The sequence below is a fragment of the Roseovarius sp. genome (genome assembly GCF_040223625.1).
GTDB lineage: Bacteria > Pseudomonadota > Alphaproteobacteria > Rhodobacterales > Rhodobacteraceae > Roseovarius.
Map to the genome: position 1 here is coordinate 1 of NZ_JAVKFX010000074.1, position 21,469 is coordinate 21,469.

The 21,469-nt window shown below is 65.4% G+C and carries 19 protein-coding genes, 1 tRNA gene and 1 other RNA gene; 8 read left to right on the forward strand and 13 right to left on the reverse strand.

Translation table 11 applies throughout. The annotated features are described in order from the left end of the window. The first annotated feature begins 155 nt into the window (after positions 1 to 155). A complete protein-coding gene (locus RLN94_RS21050; protein WP_350069523.1) occupies positions 156 to 1,436 on the forward strand; it encodes a DNA sulfur modification protein DndB in 1,281 nt (426 codons plus the stop codon). Between the two features lie 559 nt (positions 1,437 to 1,995). Here the strand turns inward: RLN94_RS21050 and RLN94_RS21055 are convergent. The 11 genes from RLN94_RS21055 to RLN94_RS21105 all read right to left on the reverse strand — a co-directional run bounded on the left by RLN94_RS21055 (position 1,996) and on the right by RLN94_RS21105 (position 14,292). Next, positions 1,996 to 2,085 (reverse strand) — tRNA-Ser (locus tag RLN94_RS21055). Positions 2,086 to 2,154: 69 nt separating this feature from the next. Continuing rightward, positions 2,155 to 2,874, reverse strand: coding sequence for an alanyl-tRNA editing protein (locus tag RLN94_RS21060; RefSeq protein WP_350069512.1), 720 nt, complete (start codon positions 2,872 to 2,874; stop codon positions 2,155 to 2,157). Next, the gene (locus RLN94_RS21065) at positions 2,871 to 5,354 is read right to left on the reverse strand and encodes a DUF3772 domain-containing protein (RefSeq protein WP_350069509.1); all 2,484 of its coding nucleotides are present in this window, start codon (positions 5,352 to 5,354) and stop codon (positions 2,871 to 2,873) included. Before RLN94_RS21065 ends, RLN94_RS21060 begins: the two co-directional genes overlap by 4 nt. Further along, positions 5,351 to 6,382 (reverse strand): cysteine synthase A, encoded by a 1,032-nt coding sequence (locus RLN94_RS21070; RefSeq protein WP_350069506.1) that lies wholly within the window; start codon positions 6,380 to 6,382, stop codon positions 5,351 to 5,353. The genes RLN94_RS21065 and RLN94_RS21070 overlap by 4 nt, the downstream gene beginning before the upstream one ends. Before the next feature lie 57 nt (positions 6,383 to 6,439). Then, the gene (locus RLN94_RS21075) at positions 6,440 to 7,561 is read right to left on the reverse strand and encodes an NUDIX domain-containing protein (RefSeq protein ID WP_350069503.1); all 1,122 of its coding nucleotides are present in this window, start codon (positions 7,559 to 7,561) and stop codon (positions 6,440 to 6,442) included. 4 nt (positions 7,562 to 7,565) lie between these two features. After that, positions 7,566 to 8,024: a TrgA family protein gene (locus RLN94_RS21080; RefSeq protein ID WP_350069499.1), complete on the reverse strand. Its 459-nt coding sequence runs from the start codon at positions 8,022 to 8,024 to the stop codon at positions 7,566 to 7,568. Positions 8,025 to 8,027: 3 nt separating this feature from the next. Beyond that, positions 8,028 to 9,236: a class I SAM-dependent methyltransferase gene (locus RLN94_RS21085; protein WP_350169556.1), complete on the reverse strand. Its 1,209-nt coding sequence runs from the start codon at positions 9,234 to 9,236 to the stop codon at positions 8,028 to 8,030. Between the two features lie 73 nt (positions 9,237 to 9,309). After that, positions 9,310 to 10,734: a cryptochrome/photolyase family protein gene (locus RLN94_RS21090; protein WP_350069493.1), complete on the reverse strand. Its 1,425-nt coding sequence runs from the start codon at positions 10,732 to 10,734 to the stop codon at positions 9,310 to 9,312. A 48-nt stretch (positions 10,735 to 10,782) separates the two neighbouring features. Further along, on the reverse strand, positions 10,783 to 12,009 hold the full coding sequence (locus RLN94_RS21095; protein ID WP_350069490.1) for an aminotransferase class V-fold PLP-dependent enzyme: 1,227 nt from the start codon (positions 12,007 to 12,009) through the stop codon (positions 10,783 to 10,785). 102 nt (positions 12,010 to 12,111) lie between these two features. Then, on the reverse strand, positions 12,112 to 13,818 hold the full coding sequence (locus tag RLN94_RS21100; RefSeq protein ID WP_350069487.1) for a BCCT family transporter: 1,707 nt from the start codon (positions 13,816 to 13,818) through the stop codon (positions 12,112 to 12,114). 57 nt (positions 13,819 to 13,875) lie between these two features. Continuing rightward, positions 13,876 to 14,292, reverse strand: coding sequence for a universal stress protein (locus RLN94_RS21105; protein ID WP_350069484.1), 417 nt, complete (start codon positions 14,290 to 14,292; stop codon positions 13,876 to 13,878). A 265-nt stretch (positions 14,293 to 14,557) separates the two neighbouring features. Here RLN94_RS21105 and ssrA point away from each other — a divergent pair. From ssrA to RLN94_RS21140, 7 genes are all read left to right on the forward strand, one after another. Further along, positions 14,558 to 14,907, forward strand: a transfer-messenger RNA (tmRNA) gene (gene ssrA, locus RLN94_RS21110). An 86-nt stretch (positions 14,908 to 14,993) separates the two neighbouring features. Further along, positions 14,994 to 16,232 (forward strand): chromate efflux transporter, encoded by a 1,239-nt coding sequence (chrA, locus tag RLN94_RS21115; protein ID WP_350069481.1) that lies wholly within the window; start codon positions 14,994 to 14,996, stop codon positions 16,230 to 16,232. Positions 16,233 to 16,300: 68 nt separating this feature from the next. Beyond that, a complete protein-coding gene (locus RLN94_RS21120; RefSeq protein WP_350069478.1) occupies positions 16,301 to 16,777 on the forward strand; it encodes an SspB family protein in 477 nt (158 codons plus the stop codon). Positions 16,778 to 16,910: 133 nt separating this feature from the next. Further along, on the forward strand, positions 16,911 to 17,468 hold the full coding sequence (locus RLN94_RS21125) for a class I SAM-dependent methyltransferase (protein ID WP_350069475.1): 558 nt from the start codon (positions 16,911 to 16,913) through the stop codon (positions 17,466 to 17,468). 54 nt (positions 17,469 to 17,522) lie between these two features. Further along, positions 17,523 to 18,914 carry a class II fumarate hydratase gene (gene fumC, locus RLN94_RS21130; protein WP_350169560.1) on the forward strand — a complete coding sequence of 464 codons (1,392 nt, stop codon included), beginning with the start codon at positions 17,523 to 17,525 and terminating at the stop codon, positions 18,912 to 18,914. After that, positions 18,911 to 19,090: a DUF4169 family protein gene (locus RLN94_RS21135; protein ID WP_350069469.1), complete on the forward strand. Its 180-nt coding sequence runs from the start codon at positions 18,911 to 18,913 to the stop codon at positions 19,088 to 19,090. The genes fumC and RLN94_RS21135 overlap by 4 nt, the downstream gene beginning before the upstream one ends. Then, complete coding sequence (locus RLN94_RS21140) at positions 19,087 to 19,311, forward strand: ribbon-helix-helix domain-containing protein (RefSeq protein WP_350069466.1); 225 nt, start codon at positions 19,087 to 19,089, stop codon at positions 19,309 to 19,311. The genes RLN94_RS21135 and RLN94_RS21140 overlap by 4 nt, the downstream gene beginning before the upstream one ends. A 142-nt stretch (positions 19,312 to 19,453) precedes the next feature. Here RLN94_RS21140 and RLN94_RS21145 read toward each other — a convergent pair whose 3' ends face one another. Both RLN94_RS21145 and hflX read right to left on the reverse strand, forming a co-directional pair. Next, positions 19,454 to 20,068: a pyridoxamine 5'-phosphate oxidase family protein gene (locus tag RLN94_RS21145; RefSeq protein WP_350069463.1), complete on the reverse strand. Its 615-nt coding sequence runs from the start codon at positions 20,066 to 20,068 to the stop codon at positions 19,454 to 19,456. 91 nt (positions 20,069 to 20,159) lie between these two features. Continuing rightward, positions 20,160 to 21,437, reverse strand: a complete 1,278-nt coding sequence (hflX, locus tag RLN94_RS21150) for a GTPase HflX (RefSeq protein WP_350123682.1) — start codon at positions 21,435 to 21,437, stop codon at positions 20,160 to 20,162. Between the last annotated feature and the right edge of the window lie 32 nt (positions 21,438 to 21,469).

Below are 21,469 nucleotides of genomic sequence, written 5' to 3' on the forward strand. Positions count from 1 at the left end.
CGCTTCAAGGCCAGCTCCGAGGCTGCAAAGCAAAAGCGAAAGGAGACCCCCGCATTGACCAAAACATAACCGCTGATAAGCTGTAAGGGCGGGTCAAATCTCGGTGAAAATACCGGGTCACTTCTCAGCGGAAATTAACAGACTGGAATTACTATATTTGCCATATGAGCTACGGGCAAGTTGCGCGAGAGGTTAACTTTGCGCATGAGCTAGCAGGCAATACCGAGCTCAATCAGTTAATTCAACGGGGCCTTTCTGATCGAACCAAAGATATCACAGAGTATCTGATCAATTCACCACATCGTTTCTTGGGCGCCTTGATTGTTGCTGCGTGGGGTGGTGAGCCACACTACACACCTGTTGAAATCACCGACTCCGACTCGCTTACTGAAGGCTTGGACAAGGGCTTTGGAGTGCTAACCTTCGATGGAAATCAGCAGTACTTCGCGCTAGACGGGCAGCATCGGCTGAAGGCGATCAAAGAAGCTGTCCTAAAAAACCAAGATCTCCTCACAGAGGATATTTGCGTCATCATGGTATCGCACTTCGATACTGAAGAAGGGCGGCAAAGGACTCGGAGATTGTTCACAAACATAAACAGGAATGCAAAAGTAACTTCTGGCGCAGAGAATATTGTTCTCGATGAAGACGACGGAATCGCGATCCTTACTAGGAGACTTATACAAGAGCATGACTTCCTTAAAGAAGAAGGAAGGGTGCGTGTAATTCTTGGCCAAGACAGCGAAGGCAAACTCAAGATTGCCGGTAAGAGCATTCCCAAAGCGGACAAGTCGGCCATTACGAGCATTATGACCCTTTATAATATCCTGAGGAGCTTGGCATTTGATCAGCCGAAGGAAATCCGAAACGAAAAGGCTCGACCCACCAATGACCTGCTTGACGCTTCATATGTGGTTCTGTCAGCGAGAATTGACGACCTTCTCGACAGTTCTGGTGCCATCAACGATCAACTTCTGAAGTGCGATAGCGCTCGTGACGTTAGGGCACCTAAGGAAAATGAGGGGATAGGGCATCCGTTTATGAGGCCTATTGTCCAGGAAGCTCTCACCAAAGCAGTTGCTCAGTGTATCCAGCAGGAGCTTATCGATTGGAACGGAGCCATGAAGAAAATCTCCGAACTGGATTGGAAGCTGAACTCAGCACCATGGACAGCGATCTGGTCTGCGGAGGGGAATAAGATTTTGAGCGGGACAGACTTTTCGAAAGTTCTCGTTGACTTGCTGATTTGCAATATTGCGCCGCCAAGCAAGCAGTTCGTGAAGGACGCTCGGCGGAATTACAAGAACCTTCGCGAGCGCGACTTCCCCCAATCGGCAGAAACTCTCTATGAGAACATACCGAGCGCATCCGAAGGGTCGATGTTGGATTCAGCGGCAACTGATGGCAACCCAGTTGAACCGGGTAGTGCTGGCTGAAACGTATGAACAAGCGTTGGCATTGTCAGGAGTATTGCTAGATATTTGGGTCCAATGACTGATGCTGGCCCGGCAGGTCAACCACGAGAAGTATCACCCGCGGTTTGAAATCGTGTCTTTGGCCGGCACAATCCCGGACCGCCGAACGCGCTTCGCGTGAAGCCGACTATCCCGTAGGGTAGCCAAGAACAGAAAGAGGCTATCGCCTCCACTAACTTGCTGTCTGTTGCTGCCTCAACAACGGTGGGTTCTAGCGGCGTTCACGTGCCAGAATGGGTTCCATGTGGCCCCAAAAGAATTCGATTCTTGGCCCATGTTTCTGATCGCGACCCTCATCGAAGTTAACGACAGCACTCGGAAAAACCAACGCAATATCAGACTGTTACAGGATATTCACCAAACTGGCGCAGTCATGAGGTCCGGAGATTAACGGCCCAGAGAGACCGCCTTCAGGCCTCTTGGCGACCAGGCCAATGCTCAGCCCCTCTCGCATAACCCTCGAAAACAACGGAAAAATCCGGCCGCGGCCGGATCGGGAGAACGCTTTCGCGAGGGCAAGTGGCGGAGAGACAGGGATTCGAACCCTGGAGACGGTTTCCCGCCTACACGCGTTCCAGGCGTGCGCCTTCGACCACTCGGCCACCTCTCCGTGCGGCTCTCTTTAGCCGCGGGGGCGCAGGCAGTTCAAGGGAATTCTTGGGGTTGGCGTGCCCGCGCGTCAGTCTTCCAGATGCAGGCTCACCCGGCGGTTCTGGCGGCCCTTCTTCTCGATCTTGCCAAGGCGGACGCGGCCGATTTCCCTCGTGCGGGCGACATGGGTGCCGCCGCAGGGCTGCAGGTCGACCTGGTCGGCGCCCTCGCCGATGCGGACGAGGCGGATCTGCCCGGCCCCGCGCGGCGGCTGGACCGACATGGTCTTGACCAGCTCCGGCTGCGCGTCGAGCTCCGCCTCGGTGATCCAATCCTCGCTCACCCCCAGATCACGGGCGATCAGCGCGTTCAGCGCCTCTTCCAGCGCCGCCTTGTCTTCGGGCGCCTCGGGCATGTCGAAATCGAGCCGTCCCTTGACCTCGGTGATCGAGCCGCCCGTCACTGGGCGCGGAATGACGACCGACAAGAGGTGCAGCGCCGTGTGGATGCGCATATGGGCAAGGCGGCGGCCCCAATCGATCACCTGCGCGACCCGCGCCCCCACCGGCGGCAGTTCGCCCCCCTCGGCGGGCACTAGGGCGATGTCGCCATCCCCGGTCTTCACCGCCGTCGCGATATCCACCTGGCCCCCCTCCCACGAAAGCCGCCCGCCATCGCCCGGCTGGCCGCCCCCGGTGGCATAGAAGATCGAAGCATCCAGAACGATACCGCCCTCGGGCGTGTGCCCCGTCACGGTGGCCTCGGCCTCGGTCCGGTAGGCATCCTTGAGAAAGAGTGGTTCGGTCATCGCGCGTCCCCGTCGCCGTCGGCATCCGTGTCAGCCTCGCTGTCGGCCTCGCCGGTCCGGGCGTCCTCGATATCCTTGCCGGTCAGGTGGGCGCGCGCCTCCTCGACATCGCCGGTGGTGCTCGGCGCGCCGGGCCCGGCCTCCGGCTTCGTCTCGGCGCGCAGCACCTCGGGGTTGCGCAGCCAGACGTCGCGCTGCGCGAAGGGAATCTCGATCCCTTCCTCGGTGAAGCGCCGGGCGATCTCGTGGTTCATGTCGGAATGCACGGCCAGCACCCAGTTCACGTCGCGCAAGATGGCGCGGATCTCGAAATCGAGCGAATCCGCCCCGAAGCCGCGGAAGACGATGAAGGGCGGGGTCGACATCAGCACCATCGGGTGCGCTTCGGCCACCTCCTTCAGGATGCCCTCGACCTTGCGCGTGTCGGTGCCATAGGCCACGCCCACCGGCACGATCACCCGGCCCACGGTGTTGCCGCGGGTATAGTTGGTGACGGTGCCGCTGATCAGGTCCGAGTTGGGCACGATCACGTCGGAGCGGTCGAAGGTCTCGATCACCGTCGAGCGCACCGAGATGTCGCGCACCACGCCATGCGTGCCGCCCACCTCGATCCAGTCACCCTCGGAGATAGGCCGCTCGATCAGCAGGATGATGCCCGAGACGAAGTTCGACACCACGTTCTGCAACCCGAAACCGATGCCGACCGACAGCGCGCCGGCGACATAGCCAAGCGCGGTCAGGTCGATCCCGGCACTGGTGATGGCGATGATCGCGGCCAGGAATATCCCGACATAACCGATGCCCGAGACGATGGCGTTCTGCCCGCCCTGGTCGAGCTTCGTCTTGGGCAGCACGGTGTTCTTCAGCGTCCCCTGCAACAGCCGGGTCGCCATGTAGCCGATCACGAAGACGATCACGAGCGTCAGGAAGATCGCCGGCGAAATCCGCGTTCCGCCGACATCGAACCCCTGAAGCAGCCGGGCATAGATCTCCGTCAGGTCCGCCACCCGCGCGCCCCAGGCCAGCGCGAAGAACGGGATCGACATCAGCACCAGCACGAAACCGATCAGGATCGGGATCAGCGATTCCGCCGCGCCGTCCCGGTTGCCGGTCACCAGCACGTAGACCTCGGTCACCAGCCTCTGCAGGATCAGCAGGACCGCCAGAAGCTGCAGCGAGGCCAGCGACGGGAACATCAGGAAATGCGCCAGCGTGAAATACCCCACCGACGCCAGCACCGGGGAAATGAGCGCCAGCAGGTTGAGCGCCAGTACGAGGAACCGGGTCAGCCGCGTGCGGTAGTTCTCGCTGCCCTCCAGTTCCACCTGGTTCCGCGTGTGCGCCCGCAGAAGCCGCGCCAGCCGCAGCACCAGCAGCCCGGTCAGCACCAGCAGCGGGAAGAGCAGCGTGTTGGTCGTGGCCTCGCTCCAGCGCGACAGCTCGGCGGTGTTCCGGACCAGCGCATAGGCCGCCACCACCAGCCCGAGCGCCGCCCCCGTCCAGCGCCCGCTGAAGCGATGTGCCTCGTCCAGCACCAGCGGCAGCGTGCGCGCCTCCTTGGCCGGGAAGATCCGCGTGGCCAGCCAGCGGGCCAGCAGGAAGACGAAGGCCGACGGCAGGATCGCCGAGACGAACTGTTCCGCCCGCAGGCCGAGCAGGCCGGTCTTGCTGACCGCCTCGACCAGCGCGAATATCCCGAGGAACGGCAGGATCAGGCTGCCCAGCGACAGGGCAAACCCCGCCAGCCACCGCCCGGCGCCGGGATGATCGCCCAGAACCCAGGCCGTCAGCCCGCGCGACCAGCGCCGCCCGCGGACGACAAGGACAATCCCGACCGCAAGGAACACCAGCACCGCGGGCAGGTGGTCGCGGGTCTCGTCCTGCCGGATCGGGTTGTTCCACCCGTTGCGCACCTCGCCGACCATCTGGGTGGCCGTCGTCCTGACCGCCGTCAGCGCCGGTAACCAGTGCACCGGGTTCAGCGGCGACGGCCCGAATTCCAGCAGCTCCTCGGCCTGCCTGTCACGGATGATACGGTCGACCCCGCGAATAAGCCCGTCGGCACGGCTATAGGCCAGCTCGGCGCGCTTCACCGGCGCCTGCAACTCCCCCAGCCGGGCGTTCAGCGCCTCCCGCTCGGCGGCGATATCCTCGGATTCGCTGCCGTCCTCGGGCGCGTCCCCGAGCGCGGCAAGCTGCTGGCGTACCGTGGCGATGGTGCTGGCGTTTTCCGATTGGGCCGCCAGGAAGCGGTCGCGCCATTCGGCAAGATCCTCGCGCAGCGCCTCCAGCGCGGGGGTCGAGGCGCGGTTGTTCTCTACCGCCTCCTCCGCCCGGGTCGCGGTGCGCTCCCACGCCTCGTAATCGACCGCCTGCCCGGCCTCCTGGGCCACGGCCTGCGGGGCCGTGACAAGGCCCGCCCCGGCACCGCCCAACAGCAGCGCCAGAAGAAGGCAGAGCGCCCGCAGCAGCGCCGTCACTCGACGAAGACCCCGGGAATGCTGCGCGGCGAGCCGTCAAGCCACTCGGGCACCGGCAGGTTCTTTTCGCGCAGGAATTGCGGGTTGAACAGCTTCGACTGGTAGCGGTTGCCGTAATCGCACAGCACTGTCACGATGGTGTGCCCCGGCCCCATTTCCTTGGCCATGCGGATCGCGCCGGCCACGTTGATGCCCGACGAGCCGCCAAGGCAGAGCCCCTCGTGCTCGAGCAGGTCGAACACCACCGGGAGCGCCTCCTCGTCGGGGACCTGGTAGAGCATGTCGGGGGTGAAGCCTTCGAGGTTGGCGGTGATCCGTCCCTGCCCGATCCCCTCGGTGATCGAGTTGCCGGTCGCGTTGGCCTCGCCGTCCTTGTAGAGCGTGTACATGCCAGAGCCCATCGGATCGGCCAGCGCCACCTTCACGCCCTTGGGCTGCAGCGCCTCGCCCACCCCGGCCAGCGTCCCGCCCGAGCCCACGGCACAGACGAACCCGTCGACCTTGCCGCCGGTCTGTTCCCAGATCTCGGGGCCGGTGGTTTCCACGTGGGCCTGCCGGTTGGCCACGTTGTCGAACTGGTTGGCCCAGATCGCCCCCTCGTTCGAGTGCCGCGCCATCTCCTCTGCCAGCCGGCCGGAATAACGCACATAGTTGTTGGGGTTCTTGTAGGGCGCCGCCGGCACCTGCACGAGGTCGGCGCCGGCCAGCCGGATGAAATCCTTCTTCTCCTGGCTCTGCGTCTCGGGGATGACGATGACGGTCTTGAACCCCATCGACGCCCCCACCAGCGCCAGCCCGATACCGGTATTGCCCGCCGTGCCCTCGACGATGGTGCCGCCGGGCAGCAAGTCGCCCCGCTTTACCGCATCGCGGATGATGTAGAGCGCGGCACGGTCCTTGACCGACTGGCCGGGGTTGAGGAACTCGGCCTTGCCGTAGATGTCACAACCGGTCTCCTCGCTGGCCTTGCGCAGCCGGATAAGCGGCGTATTTCCAACGGCCTCGGACAGATCCTTCGCGACGCGCATGCCCTGCTCCCTCATATTGCATTGCCCGGAAAGGATTAGAACCTGTGCCCCGGAAACTCAAGCAGCAGAACGCAGCCGCGGCCGTTCCCGCTGAAGCCAGAGCAGCATCAGCACCAGCGGCCCGACATTGGCCTCGCCGCTCTCGACAAGCTCCATCGCCCGCTCGAAGCCCAGCACATGGGTGCGGATATCCTCGTTCTCGGTCTCCAGCCCGCCCCGGCCCCGGCCCGTGTCCGGCAGGTCGGTGAGGCCGAGATAGCAATGGTAGAATTCGGTCGAACAGCCGGGCGAGCAGTAATGGCTGGTCATGTGCTCCAGCGCGTGCAGGGTGAGCCCCGCCTCCTCCCACGCCTCGCGGCGGGCGGTCGTCTCGGGCGTCTCGCCCGCGTCCACCCGGCCCGCCACGGGTTCCAGCACGAAGGGCCGCGGATCGCCCCGGCCAAAGGGCCCCATGCGGAACTGCTCGACCAGCAGCAACCGGTCACGCACCGGATCATAGGGCAGCACGATCGCCGCATCGGTCGCCACAAACACCTCGCGCCGCAGTTCCGGGCTTTCATGCCCGTCGAAGGCAGGGTGTCGAAGGTCGTATGAATGCGTCAGGAAGAAGCCCTCATGGGTGGCCTCCCGGCTGGAGACCTCAACCTGCGACGCGGACGTGTCGCTGCGCAGGGTGGCGGGCGCGGCGTTTGCCGCGCTCACGCGCGATGCGGCGCGGGCGAGCAGCATCTGCAGATGCGCCGCCACCTCCGCCGCCGGCTTGCGGCCGAAATAGCCCACGATCTCGGCGGCCGCGGTCAGGGCCATCTCGCCCCAGCGCCCGGCCCAGCGCGCCTCGTCCCATGCCGGCCCGGCCCCGGCCTCTCCCTCGCCCAGGAAGGCGATGGCCGCCCGCGCCTCGCCCTCCACCTCGATATGCTTCGGGACAGGGGTCGCGCCAAGGACGGCCGCGACATACTCGATCCGGTCGAACAACCGCCGGTCCGGCAGGTCGACCAGCACGCCCACCGCCACGCCGTCCTGCGCCGGGACAAGCGCCGGGAAACAGGTATCCGCGCCAAGGTCGAGCGCCGCCCTTGTCAGCCGCGCCGCCCGCAACCGTCCGTCAAGCGGCCCGCCGGCCACGATCCCGAGCAATGGCGGCCACGCCAGCGGCCCGGTGACGAAAACCTCCTGCATGGGCTCAGCTTATCCGGCGGGTGAAGACTTCGGCGATCAGCGCGATGACAACCGCGCCCAGCACCAGAAAGCCGATCAGCGGCCAGTAATAGATGTTCTGCGCGTATTCGAAGGCGATCTCGAACATGCCCTGGATCGCCTCGACCGGCCCCTCGTAGCGCAGGTCGAGCGAGCGCTGGATCATCTCGTAAAACGACAGCAGCAGGAATTCCCAGAAGAGGAACGCGCCCAGCCCCGTCAGCCCCGCCCCGATCGCCGCCATGTAGCCGCGCCCGATCCGGTTGCCCATCACCCACCAGCCCACCAGCAGGCCCAAAACCGCCGTGAACAGGCTGAAATGGCCGAAATCCTCTTCGATGGGCCAGATGGCCTTGACCGTCTGCGTGGCCTGCCAGCCCAGCGCCGCCAGCCCGATGGCAGAAATGAGCTTGCCGGCGGTGGGCATCCGTTCGGTGGGGCGCATGTGTTATCCGGGCCTTGCGATGGTGATCTGTGTCACGTCGCAGTTTCCCCCACGGAACGCCCCGGCACAAGAGGTCAGGTAGAAATTCCACATCCGGCGGAAGCGGTCGTCGAAGCCCAGGCGCGCGACCTCCTCCCACTTCTCGTTGAAGGTGTCGTGCCAGCGGCGCAGGGTCTGGCTGTAGCTTTCGCCGAACTCGATCGAGCGCAGCACCTGAAGCCCCGCCCGCTCCACCTCGGCGCGCAGCACCGAGGGGCTGGGCAGCATCCCGCCGGGGAAGTTGTATTTCTGGATGAAATCGACCGTGTTGCGATAGGCCTCGAAGCGGTGATCCTCGACCGTGATCACCTGCAGCGTCGCCCGCCCGCCGGGGTTCAGCCGGTCGCGCACGGTACCGAAATAGGTGGGCCAGTACTGCTCGCCCACCGCCTCGAACATCTCGATACTGGCGATCCCGTCATAGGATCCGCGCTCGTCGCGGTAATCCTGCAGCTTGAAGGTCACCTGCTCCGACAGCCCCGCCCGGGCGATCCGCTCCTGCGCGAAGTCGAACTGTTCCCGGCTGATGGTGAGGCCCGTCACCCTGAGCCCCCGTTCCTTCGCCGCGTATTCGGCGAAGCCGCCCCAGCCACAGCCGATTTCCAGCACGTGATCGCCGGGCTTGGCGCCAAGCTGGTCGACCATGCTGGCATATTTCTGCATCTGCGCCGCCTCTAGGCTTTCCTGCCCCGTCCGGAACAGCGCGCTGGAATAGGTCATCGTGTCGTCGAGCCACAGGCGGTAGAAATCGTTCCCCAGATCGTAATGGTGGCTGATGTTCCGCCTGGCCTGCGCCCTGGAGTTCCGCTTGAGCCAGTGGCGCAGCCGCTCGTAGACCCGCACCAGCCCCATGCCCGGAAAGCCGTCATAGACGTCCCAGTTGTCCTCGTGCACGAAATCCATCAGCGCCTGAAGGTCCGGCGTGCTCCACCACCCCTCGAGATAGGCGTCGCAGAAGCCGAGATCCCCCTCGCGGATGAGCCGCGCGAAACAGTCGGGGTTGTGGATGTCCAGTTCCGCCACGGGCCCGGGCGTCTTGCCTTCCACGCGAAAGCGCCGCCCGTCGGGCAGGACGAAATCGAGCCGTCCGCAGTTGATCTTCTGCACCGTGTCGAAGGCCTGCGCGAAGTAGCGCGGCAGGTCCTTCTGGCCGGTCGTGTCGGTCAGGATCATCCGGTCCCCCAAAATATGCACCCCAAGGCTAGGCCGCTGTCGCGGCCAGCGGCAAGGGGGTTTGCCAATGTTTTCAAAAGTCCCGCGCCTCGTAGGCCTCGAGCGCCTGCTTTCTGCCCTCCTTCATGCCCACCACCGGCTCTTCCGGGTAGGCGTCGTCGGGCGAGAGGCCCCAGCTTCGCGGGATAGCATCGAAATAGGACAGCGCCGTCTTGGTCGGCCGCGATTGCCCCTCGGCGATCCAGCGGCGGCGATAGGTGCCGTCGCGGTCGAACTTCTCGGCCTGCGTCTCGGGGTTGAAGACCCGGAAATAGGGCGTCGCATCCGGCCCGCTTCCGGCCGTCCACTGCCAGCCCAGCGCGTTGTTGGCCGGATCCCAGTCGGTCAGGCAATCCTCGAACCAGCGCTTGCCGATGTCCCAGTGCGTCATCATGTGCTTGGTCAGGTAGCTCGCCACGATCATCCGGGCGCGGTTGTGCATCTTGCCGGTCACGTACATCTCGCGCATCGCCGCATCGACGAAGGGCACGCCGGTGCGCCCCTGCTTCCAGCGCAGCACGCTCTTGCGGTCTTCCTTCTCCTCCCACGGGAAACGGTCCCACCCCTCGCGCCAGTTGCGCTCGGTGATCCGGGGGGTGTGGTACATCAGGTGATAGGCGAACTCGCGCCAGACCAGCTCCTTCACCCATGTCTCGGCCCCCTCGGCGCCCTCCTTCGCGGCCCGCCAACCGGCATGCCAGCACTGGCGGGGGGAAATTTCGCCATAAGTCAGGTTCTCGGACATGCCGGAACAGCCCTCCTCGGCCACCATGTTGCGGCCCGTGTCGTAGTCGCCGATCGCATGACCCGCGAACCAGCCCAGCCGGCCCTGCGCCGCCTCCTCGCCCACCCGCTGATGCGGCAGGCAGATGGCGGCACCCCGGTCCATCGCGGCGCCAAGCTGCCAGTCGTCCAGCTTGTCCGACTTGGGCCAACTGCCCGGCGCGGGTATCTTCGACGGCGCAGGCAGCGCCTCCGGCACCTCCCGATCCTTCACCGCGCGCCACATCGGCGAATAGACCTTGTAGTAACTCCCCTCCCCGGTCTCGACCGTCCACGGCTCGAACAACACATGCCCCTCGAAGCTTTCCGCCTCGATGCCGTCATCCTTGAGCAGCGATTTCACGTCCGAATCCCGCTCGATCGCCTCCGGATCGTAAAGCCGGGACCAGTAGACGGCCCCGGCCCCGGTCTCCTTCACCAGCTCCCGAAGAACCTCCTGCGCCGGCCCGGCGCGAAAGATCAGCCGGCTGCCCTTGTCCTTCAGCCGCTGCGCCAGATCCTCCAGCGACAGGCCCAGCCGCCAGCGCGGCGCGGCGCCCAGCCGGTCGATGCTGGCATCGCGGATGAAGACCGGGATGACCGGCCCGCCCCGCTTCACCGCCGCGGTCAGCGCCGGGTGGTCGCTCAGCCGCAGATCACGCCGCAGCCACAGGATCGTAGTTCTGATATCGCTCATGCCCGCCTCTTGCCGTTTTACTCTTTACGCAAGAGGCGACGTAGCGGATCAGATCACGTCGTCCAGCGCGGTCAGCAACTGGTCGATCTCTCCCTTGGTGGTGTAATGCACGAAGCTCAGCCGCAGCACGCCCTTCTTCAGGTCCACCCCCATCGCCTGCAACGGGCGCGAGCCGTAGAAGTCGCCGCCGCCAGCCATGATGCCGTGCTCCGCCAGCTTCGCCGCGGCCTCCGCCCCCGGCCCGGGCAGTTCCACCGCCACGGTGGGCGCCTTCTCTGCCGCGTCCCGTGGCCCGATCAGCCGGACGGAGTTGCGATCCGAGAGGAAGTCGAGCACCGGCTGCAGAAGCTCCGCCTCATGCGCCCGGAAGAGGTCATGCACCCCGCCGGTCCGCGCCGCCGCATCGCCGCCTAGCCCATGATGCCCGGCCAGCGCGTCGTAGTAATCCGCCATCCCGGCACTGGCCGCCACCTGCGCATGGTCCGGCCCCGCCGGCGTGAACCGCTTGTAGAGCGTGTCGGCGTTGAACCAGTGCGCCTGGTTGGGCAGCAGCCGCCCCAGCTCCTCGCGGATCACCATCACGCCCTGGTGGGGGCCAAAGGTCTTGTAGGCCGAGAAGAGGTAGATATCGGGCCGCATCTCGCCCACGTTGGGAAAGCCGTGCGGCGCATAGCTGACCCCATCGACACAGACGAAGGCGCCCGACGCATGGGCGGCCGCGGTGATCTCGGCCACCGGGTTCACGGCGCCCACGATGTTCGAGCAATGCGGGAAACACACCAGACGCACCCTGTCGTCGAGCAGCGTCTCGAGATCGTCCAGCCGCAAAAGCCCGCTGTCCCGGTCGATCCGCCATTCCCGCACCTCGATCCCGGCATCGGCCAGCCGCCGCCACGGGCCGGAATTGGCCTCGTGATCCTGGTCGGTCACGACGATCGCATCGCCCTCGTTCAGCCATTCGCGGAAGGCCTGTGCCAGAACATAGGTGTTCTGCGTGGTCGAGGGCCCGAAGCTCAGCTCCTGCGTCTCCACCCCCAGCATCGCGGCCAGCCGGCTGCGCGCCTCGTCCATCTCTTCGCCTGCAAGGCGGCTGGCCTCGTAGGGCGCATAGGGCTGCACCTTGCGCTGTCGGTAATAGCGCCCCAGCCGCTCGATCACCGGCCCGCAGGTATAGGAGCCGCCCGCATTCTCGAAGAACGCCTGGCCCTTCAGGCTTTCCTCGGCAAAGGCGGGAAACTGCGCCCGCACGAAATCGATATCCAGTCTGTCCGGCATGCCGCCCCCCATGTATCGCCCAACTCACCGGCAAGAAACAACAAAGCCCCCCGGGCTGCAACACCCGGGGGGCTTCCTTGTCCAAAACGTCGCGCCGTCAGGTCAGGCGCGCTTCTCGCTCATCAGGCCCTTGGTGATGCCGATGCAGAGCACGATCAGGATGATCGTGAACGGCAACCCGGTGGAAATCACCATCGCCTGCAGCGCCCCCAATCCGCCGCCGACCAGCAGCGCGATGGCGACGAGCCCCTCGAAGGTGCACCAGAAGACCCGCTGCGGCACCGGCGCGTCGACCTTGCCGCCGGCGGTGATCGTGTCGATCACCAGCGAGCCCGAGTCCGACGAGGTGACGAAGAACACGATCACCAGGATGACCCCGATGGTCGAGGTGATCGCCGCCAGCGGCAGGCTTTCCAGCATCGCGAACAGCGACAGTTCCGGCGAATAGGCATCGATCACGTTCGCCTTGACCGCCGAGGTCTCGGGGTTGGCGATCATGTCGTTGATGGCCGAGCCACCGAAGACCGCCATCCAGAAGATGCAGACCACCGAGGGGATGATCAGCACGCAGGTGATGAACTCGCGCACGGTCCGGCCCCGGCTGACGCGGGCGATGAACATGCCCACGAACGGTGACCAGGAAATCCACCAGGCCCAGTAGAACGCCGTCCAGCCCTGCATGTAGCCGGTATCTTCACGACCATGCGGGTTCGACAGCGGAATGACCTCCTGCACGTAGGCCCCCAGCGTCGAGATGAAGTCGGTGAAGATCCCGACCGCCCCGGCGGTGAACAGCACGAAAAGCAGCAGCGCAATCGCCACGACCATGTTGATCTCCGACAGCACCTTCACGCCGCCGTCGAGGCCCCGCAGCACCGAGATCAGCGCCACCGCGGTGATCCCGCAGATCAGCAGCACCTGAACGGTCATGTTGTTGGGCAGGCCGTAGACATGGCTGATACCGGCATTGGCCTGTTGCGCGCCGATGCCGAGCGAGGTGGCCAGGCCGAACAGCGTGGCAAAGACGGCCAGCGTGTCGATGATGTGGCCGGTCCAGCCCCAGACGCGCTCGCCGAAGATCGGGTAGAAGGCCGAGCGGATCGAAAGCGGAAGACCCTTGTTGTAGGAAAACAGCGCCAGCGCCAGCGCCACCACGGCATAGATCGCCCAGGGGTGCAGTGCCCAGTGGAACGAGGTCGCGGCCAGCGCCATGCGGCGGGCTTCCTCGATATTGCCCTCGATCAGCGCACCGTTCTCGTCGAACGGCCGGACCGTCCCCAGCGGGGCGTCACCCCACGGTGTGCCGAAGTAATAGGCCGGCTCCAGCACGCCGAAGAACATCAGACCGATGCCCATGCCGGCGGCGAACAGCATCGCGAACCAGCCGGGATAGCCATAGTCGGGCGTCGCCTCGGTCCCGCCCAGCTTGATCGAGCCCCAGGGGCTGACGATCAGGAAGAGGCAGAAGATGACGAAGATGTTGGCCCCCCACAGGAAGAACCAGTCGAAGGTCTGGGTGAGATAGGTGCGCAGGCCCAGGTCGCAGAAGGCCCCCGCTTCGCAGCCCTCGACCGCCGAGGCGTCGACGCCGTTGAAGATGGCGTTGGCCGTATCGGCCGCGAACAGCGCGAAGGCCACGAAGGCGATGATCACCAACCCGGAAATCACGAAGACCGGGTTGTGAATGTCGAGGCCGAACGGCCCGACCTTGGTTTGGATATTGTCCTGTCCGATCTCGTAATCGGTGTCGATGAGGTCCGAATGGCCTTCCGGCGCCGGGATCCCCTGGTCGTCTGTTTCATCGGCCATGCATGGCCTCCTTTTTATTGTCGGTCTTTTGCTTACTGTCCTGTCCGGGTGCGAAGCCTAGCTCCGCACCACCATCACGCTGCAATCGACATGCTCGGCTACGCTGCCGCCGTTCGACGGCCAGATGATGTCGAGCACGCTGGGCACGTGGCTGGCCATGATGACCAGGTCGGCACCCGTTTCCTTCGCAGCCTTGATGATCGCGTCGTCCACATCCGTCGACGGATCGTGGCAGATCTCCGTTCTCGACGACACGCTGATCCCGTGTTCGCTGCCCTGCTCACCGGCGAAGGCCTTGAGCTTGGCGTCGAATTCCTCGGGGTTGTGGGCGGTCGAACTCGGAGCGGCGGCGGTGACGCCGACATAGACGACCTCGGCGCCATAGTGCTTGGCCAGGTCGGCCGCGCAGGCCAGCGCTTTCTGAAGGTCGCCCTTATGCGCCAGATCGACCGGCGTCATGATCTTGTTGAACACGAATTCCCTCCTGATTGGACACTTGGGAATCGCCGGACAGCTTGCCTCGGCGCCAATGTGCCTCGATTTTTGCCCGTTTTTTCAGCATCAGCGTGAAATTGCTCACGCCTAGAAGGCAAGGCTAACCCGATTCCGCGTGGCATTACAAATGCCGGCGACGGTTTTTGTACGTTACGCGACATGAAGCTGGCGCAACCATGGGGCGAAAAACCGCCGTTTCGCACCGGTCGGTGTATCGGGGATTTCTCGGATTCGCCCCATCTCGCCCCTTTCAATGTGCCGCGCAACCGCCTATATTCACGATGTTCCTTCGGGAACTATGGACATAAACGCGCTCGTAATAAGCGGATCGGACCCGGGGGCGGTACCCGGCGGCTCCACCAAATACCTTTCGTTGGAGGGATCTGGGGCCGAAACAGGATCGACGAACGTGTAAAGGAGTGGCTTTGTCCCGGTGAGGTACCACCGTTATCGGTCCGTACAAGCATAATTGCCAACGACAATAATGCTCCGGTTGCAGTTGCCGCGTAAGCGGTAACAAGACCGAAATTGAAGTCCTTGCCTCTAGCAAGGTAAGGCGGGGTTCGCAGGCACCTGGCAACAGAAGCCTGCACTTTCCCTCTCTTTTTTCCGCGTGACAGTTTCGCGACAGCGTCTCTCCCCGCTTGCATCGGCCCGCAGGCGGGATACACCCGGTCCCCATGACCACGCCGCTCTCCCAGCTTGTCGCCACCTTCGCCCGCGTAGGCGTGCTGTCCTTCGGCGGGCCGGCGGCGCAGATTTCGCTGATGCATGCCGAGCTGGTCGAGCGGCACAAATGGCTGACCGAGAAACAGTTCCTTCAGGCGCTGTCCTTCTGCATGCTCCTGCCGGGGCCGGAAGCCATGCAGCTGGCCACCTATGCCGGCTGGAAGCTGCGCGGCGTGCCGGGCGGGCTGATCGCGGGGCTGCTTTTCGTGCTGCCCGGCGCGGCGGTGATCATGGGGCTGGCCTTCGGCTATGCCCATTACGGCGACGTGCCGCTGGTGCAGTCGCTTTTCGCGGGCATCAAGGCGGCGGTGGTCGTGGTCGTTCTGCAAGCGCTCTGGCGCCTGTCGCGCAAGGCGCTGGGCGGCCCGTCGAGCTGGGCGCTGGCGGGGCTGGCCTTCGCGGCGCTCTTCTTCCTGTCCATCCCCTTCCCGCTCATCATCGCCGCCGCCGCGCTCTGGGGCTACCTCACCACGCCCCACGCGGCGGCCGAGCCCGCACCGCCGCCCCAGCGGCCCGACACGCTGCGCACCATCGCCATATGGGGCACGCTCTGGCTGGCCCCCGTGGCGCTCCTGTGGCTCTCCGGCGCCGCGTTCCTCACCGACCTCGCGCTCTTCTTTTCGCAACTGGCCGTGGTCACCTTCGGCGGCGCCTACGCGGTGCTGGCCTACATGACGCAGGCCGTGGTCGAGACCCATGGCTGGCTGACGACGCCGGAAATGATCGACGCGCTGGGGCTCGCGGAAACCACCCCCGGCCCGCTGATCCTCGTCACCCAGTTCGTGGGCTTCCTCGCCGGCTTTGCCGAGGGCGGGCCGTGGCTGGCGCTCCTCGCCGCCACGCTCACCCTCTGGGTCACCTTCACCCCCTGTTTCCTGTGGATCTTCGCCGGCGCGCCATACGTGGAAACCCTGCTCGCCCGCCCCCGGCTGCGCGGCGCGCTCGATGCGATCTCGGCCGGCGTGGTGGGCGTGATCCTCAACCTGTCGGTCTGGTTCGCGCTGCACGTGATCTTCGCCGATGTCGCGCCCGGCCGCTTCGGCCCGCGGGTCGAGCCTTCCAGCCTGATCCCGGAAAACCTTGTTTTCATCGGGATCGCCATTCTCCTCCTCCTCTCCCTGCGCTTGCCGCTGATCCTCTGCCTCGGGCTGATGGCGGCCATCTCGGGGGCTGCGGAACTTTTAGTTTGACGCCGGCCCGCCATGGGTCTTTGTTAGAGGGAGAATCCCTCCAACAACGGGCCCGACCCGGGGACATCATGGCGCGAGAGATCGACTACGGAAAACTCATGCACAGCGCGATGCGCGGCCTCATCCAGGAGGTTCTGACGGATGTGCGCGACAAGGGTTTGCCCGGAAACCACCATTTCTTCATCACCTTCGACACCACCCACCCAGACGCCCGCCTCGCCGCGTGGCTGCGCGACCGCTACCCGACCGAGATGACGGTGGTGATGCAGCATTGGTTCGACAATCTCGAGGTGAATGACGACGGCTTCGGCGTGACGCTCAATTTCGGGGACGAGCCGGAAAGCCTCTATATCCCCTATGACGCCATCCAGACCTTCGTCGACCCCTCGGTCGAGTTCGGCCTGCGCTTCGAAAGCCACGACGAGGACGAGGATGACGAGGACACCCCCGAGGAGGCCGAACAGGCCGGGTTCGCCGAGGATGTCGAGGAAGAGGCGGAGCAGAAGGACGCCGAGGTCGTGAGCCTCGACAGCTTCCGCAAGTAACGGCCCCGGCGCCCCGCCCGGGCGCGGCCGACAGGGTTATCCCATGAAGGTTTCATGAAGTTTCACGGGCCAGGCTTGTGCCGGCCCGCGGCTTTGCTATCTCGCCTCTGACCCCACCGCAGAGGATGCGAACATGGCAAACGATATGGGCCTTTTCTTCGGCGAGCTGCTGCGCCACCCGGCCGAGGTTTCGGCGCTTCTCCCCTCCTCCAGCGCCGTCGCGTGGCGGATGACGGAAGGGGTCGACCGCCATACCGGCCCGGTGGTCGAGATCGGCCCCGGCACGGGCAGTTTCACCAAGGCCATCCTCGCCCGCGGCGTGGCCCCCGAACAGCTCACCCTGCTGGAAACGAACGACCGCTTCTGCGAGATCCTGCGCGCCCGCTTCCCCGGCGTGCGCGTCCTCAACCAGCCGGCGCAGGACATCGAAAAGCTGGGCCTTTCCGAGATCGGCGCCGTCATCTCCGGCGTGCCGGTTCTGGCCCGCCCGAAGATCCAGCGCGAGGTGGTGGGCCCCGCCTTCCGCCTGATGAAGCCCGACGGGTTCTTCACCCAGATCACCTACAGCCCCAACCCGCCGATCTCGGCCGAGATGCAGCGCGAGCTGGGCCTGTCGGTGGAAAAGCGCGGCACCGTCTGGGTCAACCTGCCGCCCGCGCGGGTTTTCGTCTTCCGCCGGCGCACGCATTGAACTTTCCCGCCACTTGGGTATGACGGGGGCGAACCGTTTTCAGGAGAGCCCCCGATGACCGACACCCGCACCGAAACCGACAGCTTCGGCCCTCTCGAGGTGCCCGCCGACAAGTACTGGGGCGCGCAGACGCAACGCTCGATCATGAACTTCCCCATCGGCTGGGAGAAACAGCCGGTGGCGGTGGTCCGGGCTCTTGGCGTGATCAAGAAGGCCTGTGCCATGGCCAACAAGGCGCAGGGCACGCTGGACGCAAAGCTCGCCGATGCCATCATCGAGGCGGCGGGCGAGGTGATCGACGGCAAGCTCGACGACAACTTCCCGCTGGTGGTCTGGCAGACGGGTTCGGGCACGCAATCCAACATGAACGCCAACGAGGTGATCGCCAACCGCGCGATCGAGATCCTGGGCGGCACCATGGGCAGCAAGGACCCCGTTCACCCCACCGATCACTGCAACATGGGGCAATCCTCGAACGACACCTTCCCGACGGCCATGCACATCTCCACCGCCACCACGGCGCATAACGTGCTTCTGCCGGGGCTGGCCAAGCTGCAGGTGGCGCTGGAACAGAAGGTGGTGCAGTTCGACGGCATCATCAAGATCGGCCGCACCCACACGCAGGACGCCACGCCCCTGACGCTCAGCCAGGAATTCTCGGGCTACGCCCACCAGGTCGCCATGGGGATCGAGCGGGTCCGCGGCGCGCTCACCCGCATCTACGAGCTGGCCCAGGGCGGCACCGCCGTCGGCACCGGGCTCAACACCCGCAAGGGCTGGGACGAGACTGTCGCCGCCAACATGGCCGAGATCACCGGCCTGCCCTTCGTCACCGCGCCCAACAAGTTCGAGGCGCTGGCTGCGCATGACGCCATGGTCGAGATCTCGGGCGCGCTGAAGACCGTGGCGGCCAGCCTCTTCAAGATCGCCAACGATATCCGCTTCCTCGGCTCCGGCCCCCGCTGCGGGCTGGGCGAGCTGATCCTGCCCGAGAACGAGCCGGGCTCCTCGATCATGCCGGGCAAGGTGAACCCCACGCAATGCGAGGCGCTGACCCAGGTCTGCGCGCATGTGATGGGCAACGACGCCGCCGTGGGTTTTGCCGGCTCCCAGGGGCATTTCGAGCTCAACGTCTACAAGCCGATGATGGCCTATAACGTGCTGCAATCCATGCAGCTCCTGGGCGATGCGGCCTCGGCTTTCACCGACAACCTGATCGACGGGCTGGATGCCAACCGCGAGCGGATCGAGAAGCTGATGCGCGAGTCGCTGATGCTGGTCACGGCGCTGGCGCCCGAGATCGGCTATGACAACGCCACCAAGGTCGCCAAGACGGCGCACAGGAACGGCACCACCCTGAAGGAAGAGGCCATCGCGCTGGGTTTCGTCGACGAAGAAACCTTCGACCGCGTGGTCCGGCCGGAACAGATGATCGGCCCGAAATGAGCGGCAAGCCGGTCAACCTGAACCGGGTCCGCAAGGACAAGGCCCGGGCGGAGAAACGCGCCCGGGCCGACGAGAACGCGGCGAAATTCGGCCGGACGAAGGCCGAGAAGGCCCGCGACGGCGCCGCCGCCGACAGGGCGGACAAGCATCTCGACGGCCACAAGCGCGAGACATGAGCCACCGCCCCGCCAAGCGCTCGCTCACCCTGCTCGGGCACCGCACCAGCGTCTCGCTCGAAACCGAGTTCTGGGAGGCCTTCCGCGCCATCGCCGCCGAGCAGGGCCAGCCGATCAACGCGCTGGCCGCCGAGATCGACGCGGCCCGCGGCACCGAGATGGGCCTCGCCTCGGCCATCCGCCTCTACGTGCTGCGCCATTACCGCGATCGGGCCACCTGACCTGCAGCGCTGGGTCCAGACGCCCCTTCGGGAGCCTCCGGCGGGAGTATTTGCACCAAGAAGAAGCTCAGGTCCCGCCCCTGCTTCTTCTGGCTGGAAATATCCCGGGGAGTCGCGCCGGAGGCGCGGCGGGGCAGCGCCCCTATTCCGCCAGCCTTGCCTTCAGCGCCGCGTTCTCGGCGCGAAGCTCGGCCAGTTCATTGCGGATGGGGGCCAGCACCGGCTCGAGCTCCTCGACCGTCAGGCGTACCGGCAGGTGCTGGGGGCAGTTCCAGTCGAAGCCTTCCACGGTGATCACCACCGCCCGTTCCACCCGGGCGCGGTAGCCGTCGTCACGCAGCCGGGCGATCAGATCGGGGTCGTCCGACAGCCGTGCCCGCCCGAGGATCTTGATCCGGGCCGAGTTGGGGTAATCGACGAGGATCATGGCGATGCGGTCGTCGCCGGCGAGGTTGCCGTCGCTGATATACTGGCGATTGCCGCGGTAATCGGCATAGGCGATGGTCCTGTCGTCCAGCACCTTGAGAAAGCCGCGCGGGCCGCCGCGGAACTGGACATAGGGCCAGCCGGTCTCGCCGACCGTGGCCTGGTAGAAGCCGTCGCGCAGGCCGATGAAGCGCGCCTCGTCCGGGCCCAGCCGGTCCCCGCGCGCCGCGTCGGGGTCGAGCATCCGGTCATACATGCGGGCGGAGCCTTGCGCCTCCTGCATTTTCCGCACGGCGGGGGTGAAGGCGAGTTCGGCGAAAGTCTTGGCCATGGGGGTATCCTTAACCGATCAGTCAACCCCTAGATAGGCACGCCCTGCCCGGCTTGCCAAGCCCCTTCACGCCAGCGTGACGAGACGAGCGTCAGAGCCCCCCAAACTGCGAGGCCTGGCGCGCGTTCCAGCGCACCGTCAGGTGATAGCCGTCCTCGTCCTGGGTCTCGTCCTCGACCAGCCCCTTGTCGAAGAGCCATGCCCGGCGGCGGCCGTCGTCGAAGCCCAGGTGCAGGGTCTCGACCATGGTGACGCCGGCGATCTGCTCCTTGATCGCCTCGACCACGTCGGCGATCCCTTCGCCGGTGACCGCCGACATAAGGTAAACATTGTCTGAACGGGCGGCGCGATTTTCAAGCACCGGCCGCGCCTCCGAATCGACCCGGTCGACCTTGTTCCAGAGCTCGAGCTGCGGCACCTCCTTCTGCACGCCTAGGCTGTCGAGGATGGCGGCCACGTCGGCCGCCTGTTCCTCGCTCTCGGGGTGCGAGATGTCGCGCACATGCACGATCAGGTCTGCCGCCGTCACCTCCTCGAGCGTGGCGCGGAAGGCCGCGACCAGCTCGGTCGGCAGGTTCGAGATGAAACCCACGGTGTCGGACAGAATGACTTCCGGTCCGTTACCGGGCAGTTCGATCTTGCGCATCGTCGGGTCGAGCGTGGCGAAAAGCATGTCCTTGGCCATCACGTCGGCCCCGGTCATCCGGTTGAAGAGCGTCGACTTGCCGGCGTTGGTATAGCCCACCAGCGCCACGATCGGGAACGGCACCTTGGCGCGGGCGGCGCGGTGCAGGCTGCGGGTCTTCACCACCTTCTCGAGCTGGCGTTTCAGGCGCACGAGCTGTTCGTCGATGGCGCGCCTGTCGGCCTCGATCTGGGTCTCGCCGGGGCCGCCGACGAAGCCGAGCCCGCCACGCTGGCGTTCGAGGTGGGTCCAGGCGCGGACGAGGCGCGTGCGCTGGTAGGAAAGCGCCGCCATCTCGACCTGCAGCACGCCCTCGCGCGTGGCCGCCCGGTCGCTGAAGATCTCGAGGATGAGGCCCGTCCGGTCGAGAAGCTTCACCTTCAGGTCGTTCTCGAGGTTGCGCTGCTGCACCGGCGTCACCGGCCCGTCGACCAGCAGAAGCTCGACCTCCTCGGCCTGGATGAGGTTGCGCAGCTCCTCCAGCTTGCCCTTGGAAAACAGCGTGCCCGGATGCGGCTGGCGCAGGCGCACGACGTTCGAGCCGCAGACCTGAAGCCCCGGCAGCGCATGGGCCAGCGCCACCGCCTCGTCCAGCGCGTAGGCCGGGTCACGCGCGTCGGCGTCCCCGGGAATGTCGGGATGCACCACCCAGGCGCGGGTGGCGTCGGTATCGGTCTGGGTCACTCAGCCCCCGTGCGGGCCCTGTCGTCAGGCCC

What these genes read in the sequence shown, in the direction of transcription:
- RLN94_RS21060 (WP_350069512.1), bottom strand. Translation starts at nt 2,874, where the DNA reads ATGACCGAACCACTCTTTCTCAAGGATGCCTACCGGACCGAGGCCGAG.
- RLN94_RS21070 (WP_350069506.1), bottom strand. Translation starts at nt 6,382, where the DNA reads ATGCGCGTCGCGAAGGATCTGTCCGAGGCCGTTGGAAATACGCCGCTT.
- RLN94_RS21075 (WP_350069503.1), bottom strand. Translation starts at nt 7,561, where the DNA reads ATGCAGGAGGTTTTCGTCACCGGGCCGCTGGCGTGGCCGCCATTGCTC.
- RLN94_RS21080 (WP_350069499.1), bottom strand. Translation starts at nt 8,024, where the DNA reads ATGCGCCCCACCGAACGGATGCCCACCGCCGGCAAGCTCATTTCTGCC.
- RLN94_RS21085 (WP_350169556.1), bottom strand. Translation starts at nt 9,236, where the DNA reads ATGATCCTGACCGACACGACCGGCCAGAAGGACCTGCCGCGCTACTTC.
- RLN94_RS21090 (WP_350069493.1), bottom strand. Translation starts at nt 10,734, where the DNA reads ATGAGCGATATCAGAACTACGATCCTGTGGCTGCGGCGTGATCTGCGG.
- RLN94_RS21095 (WP_350069490.1), bottom strand. Translation starts at nt 12,009, where the DNA reads ATGCCGGACAGACTGGATATCGATTTCGTGCGGGCGCAGTTTCCCGCC.
- RLN94_RS21100 (WP_350069487.1), bottom strand. Translation starts at nt 13,818, where the DNA reads ATGGCCGATGAAACAGACGACCAGGGGATCCCGGCGCCGGAAGGCCAT.
- chrA (WP_350069481.1), top strand. Translation starts at nt 14,994, where the DNA reads ATGACCACGCCGCTCTCCCAGCTTGTCGCCACCTTCGCCCGCGTAGGC.
- RLN94_RS21120 (WP_350069478.1), top strand. Translation starts at nt 16,301, where the DNA reads ATGGCGCGAGAGATCGACTACGGAAAACTCATGCACAGCGCGATGCGC.
- RLN94_RS21125 (WP_350069475.1), top strand. Translation starts at nt 16,911, where the DNA reads ATGGCAAACGATATGGGCCTTTTCTTCGGCGAGCTGCTGCGCCACCCG.
- fumC (WP_350169560.1), top strand. Translation starts at nt 17,523, where the DNA reads ATGACCGACACCCGCACCGAAACCGACAGCTTCGGCCCTCTCGAGGTG.
- RLN94_RS21135 (WP_350069469.1), top strand. Translation starts at nt 18,911, where the DNA reads ATGAGCGGCAAGCCGGTCAACCTGAACCGGGTCCGCAAGGACAAGGCC.
- RLN94_RS21140 (WP_350069466.1), top strand. Translation starts at nt 19,087, where the DNA reads ATGAGCCACCGCCCCGCCAAGCGCTCGCTCACCCTGCTCGGGCACCGC.
- RLN94_RS21145 (WP_350069463.1), bottom strand. Translation starts at nt 20,068, where the DNA reads ATGGCCAAGACTTTCGCCGAACTCGCCTTCACCCCCGCCGTGCGGAAA.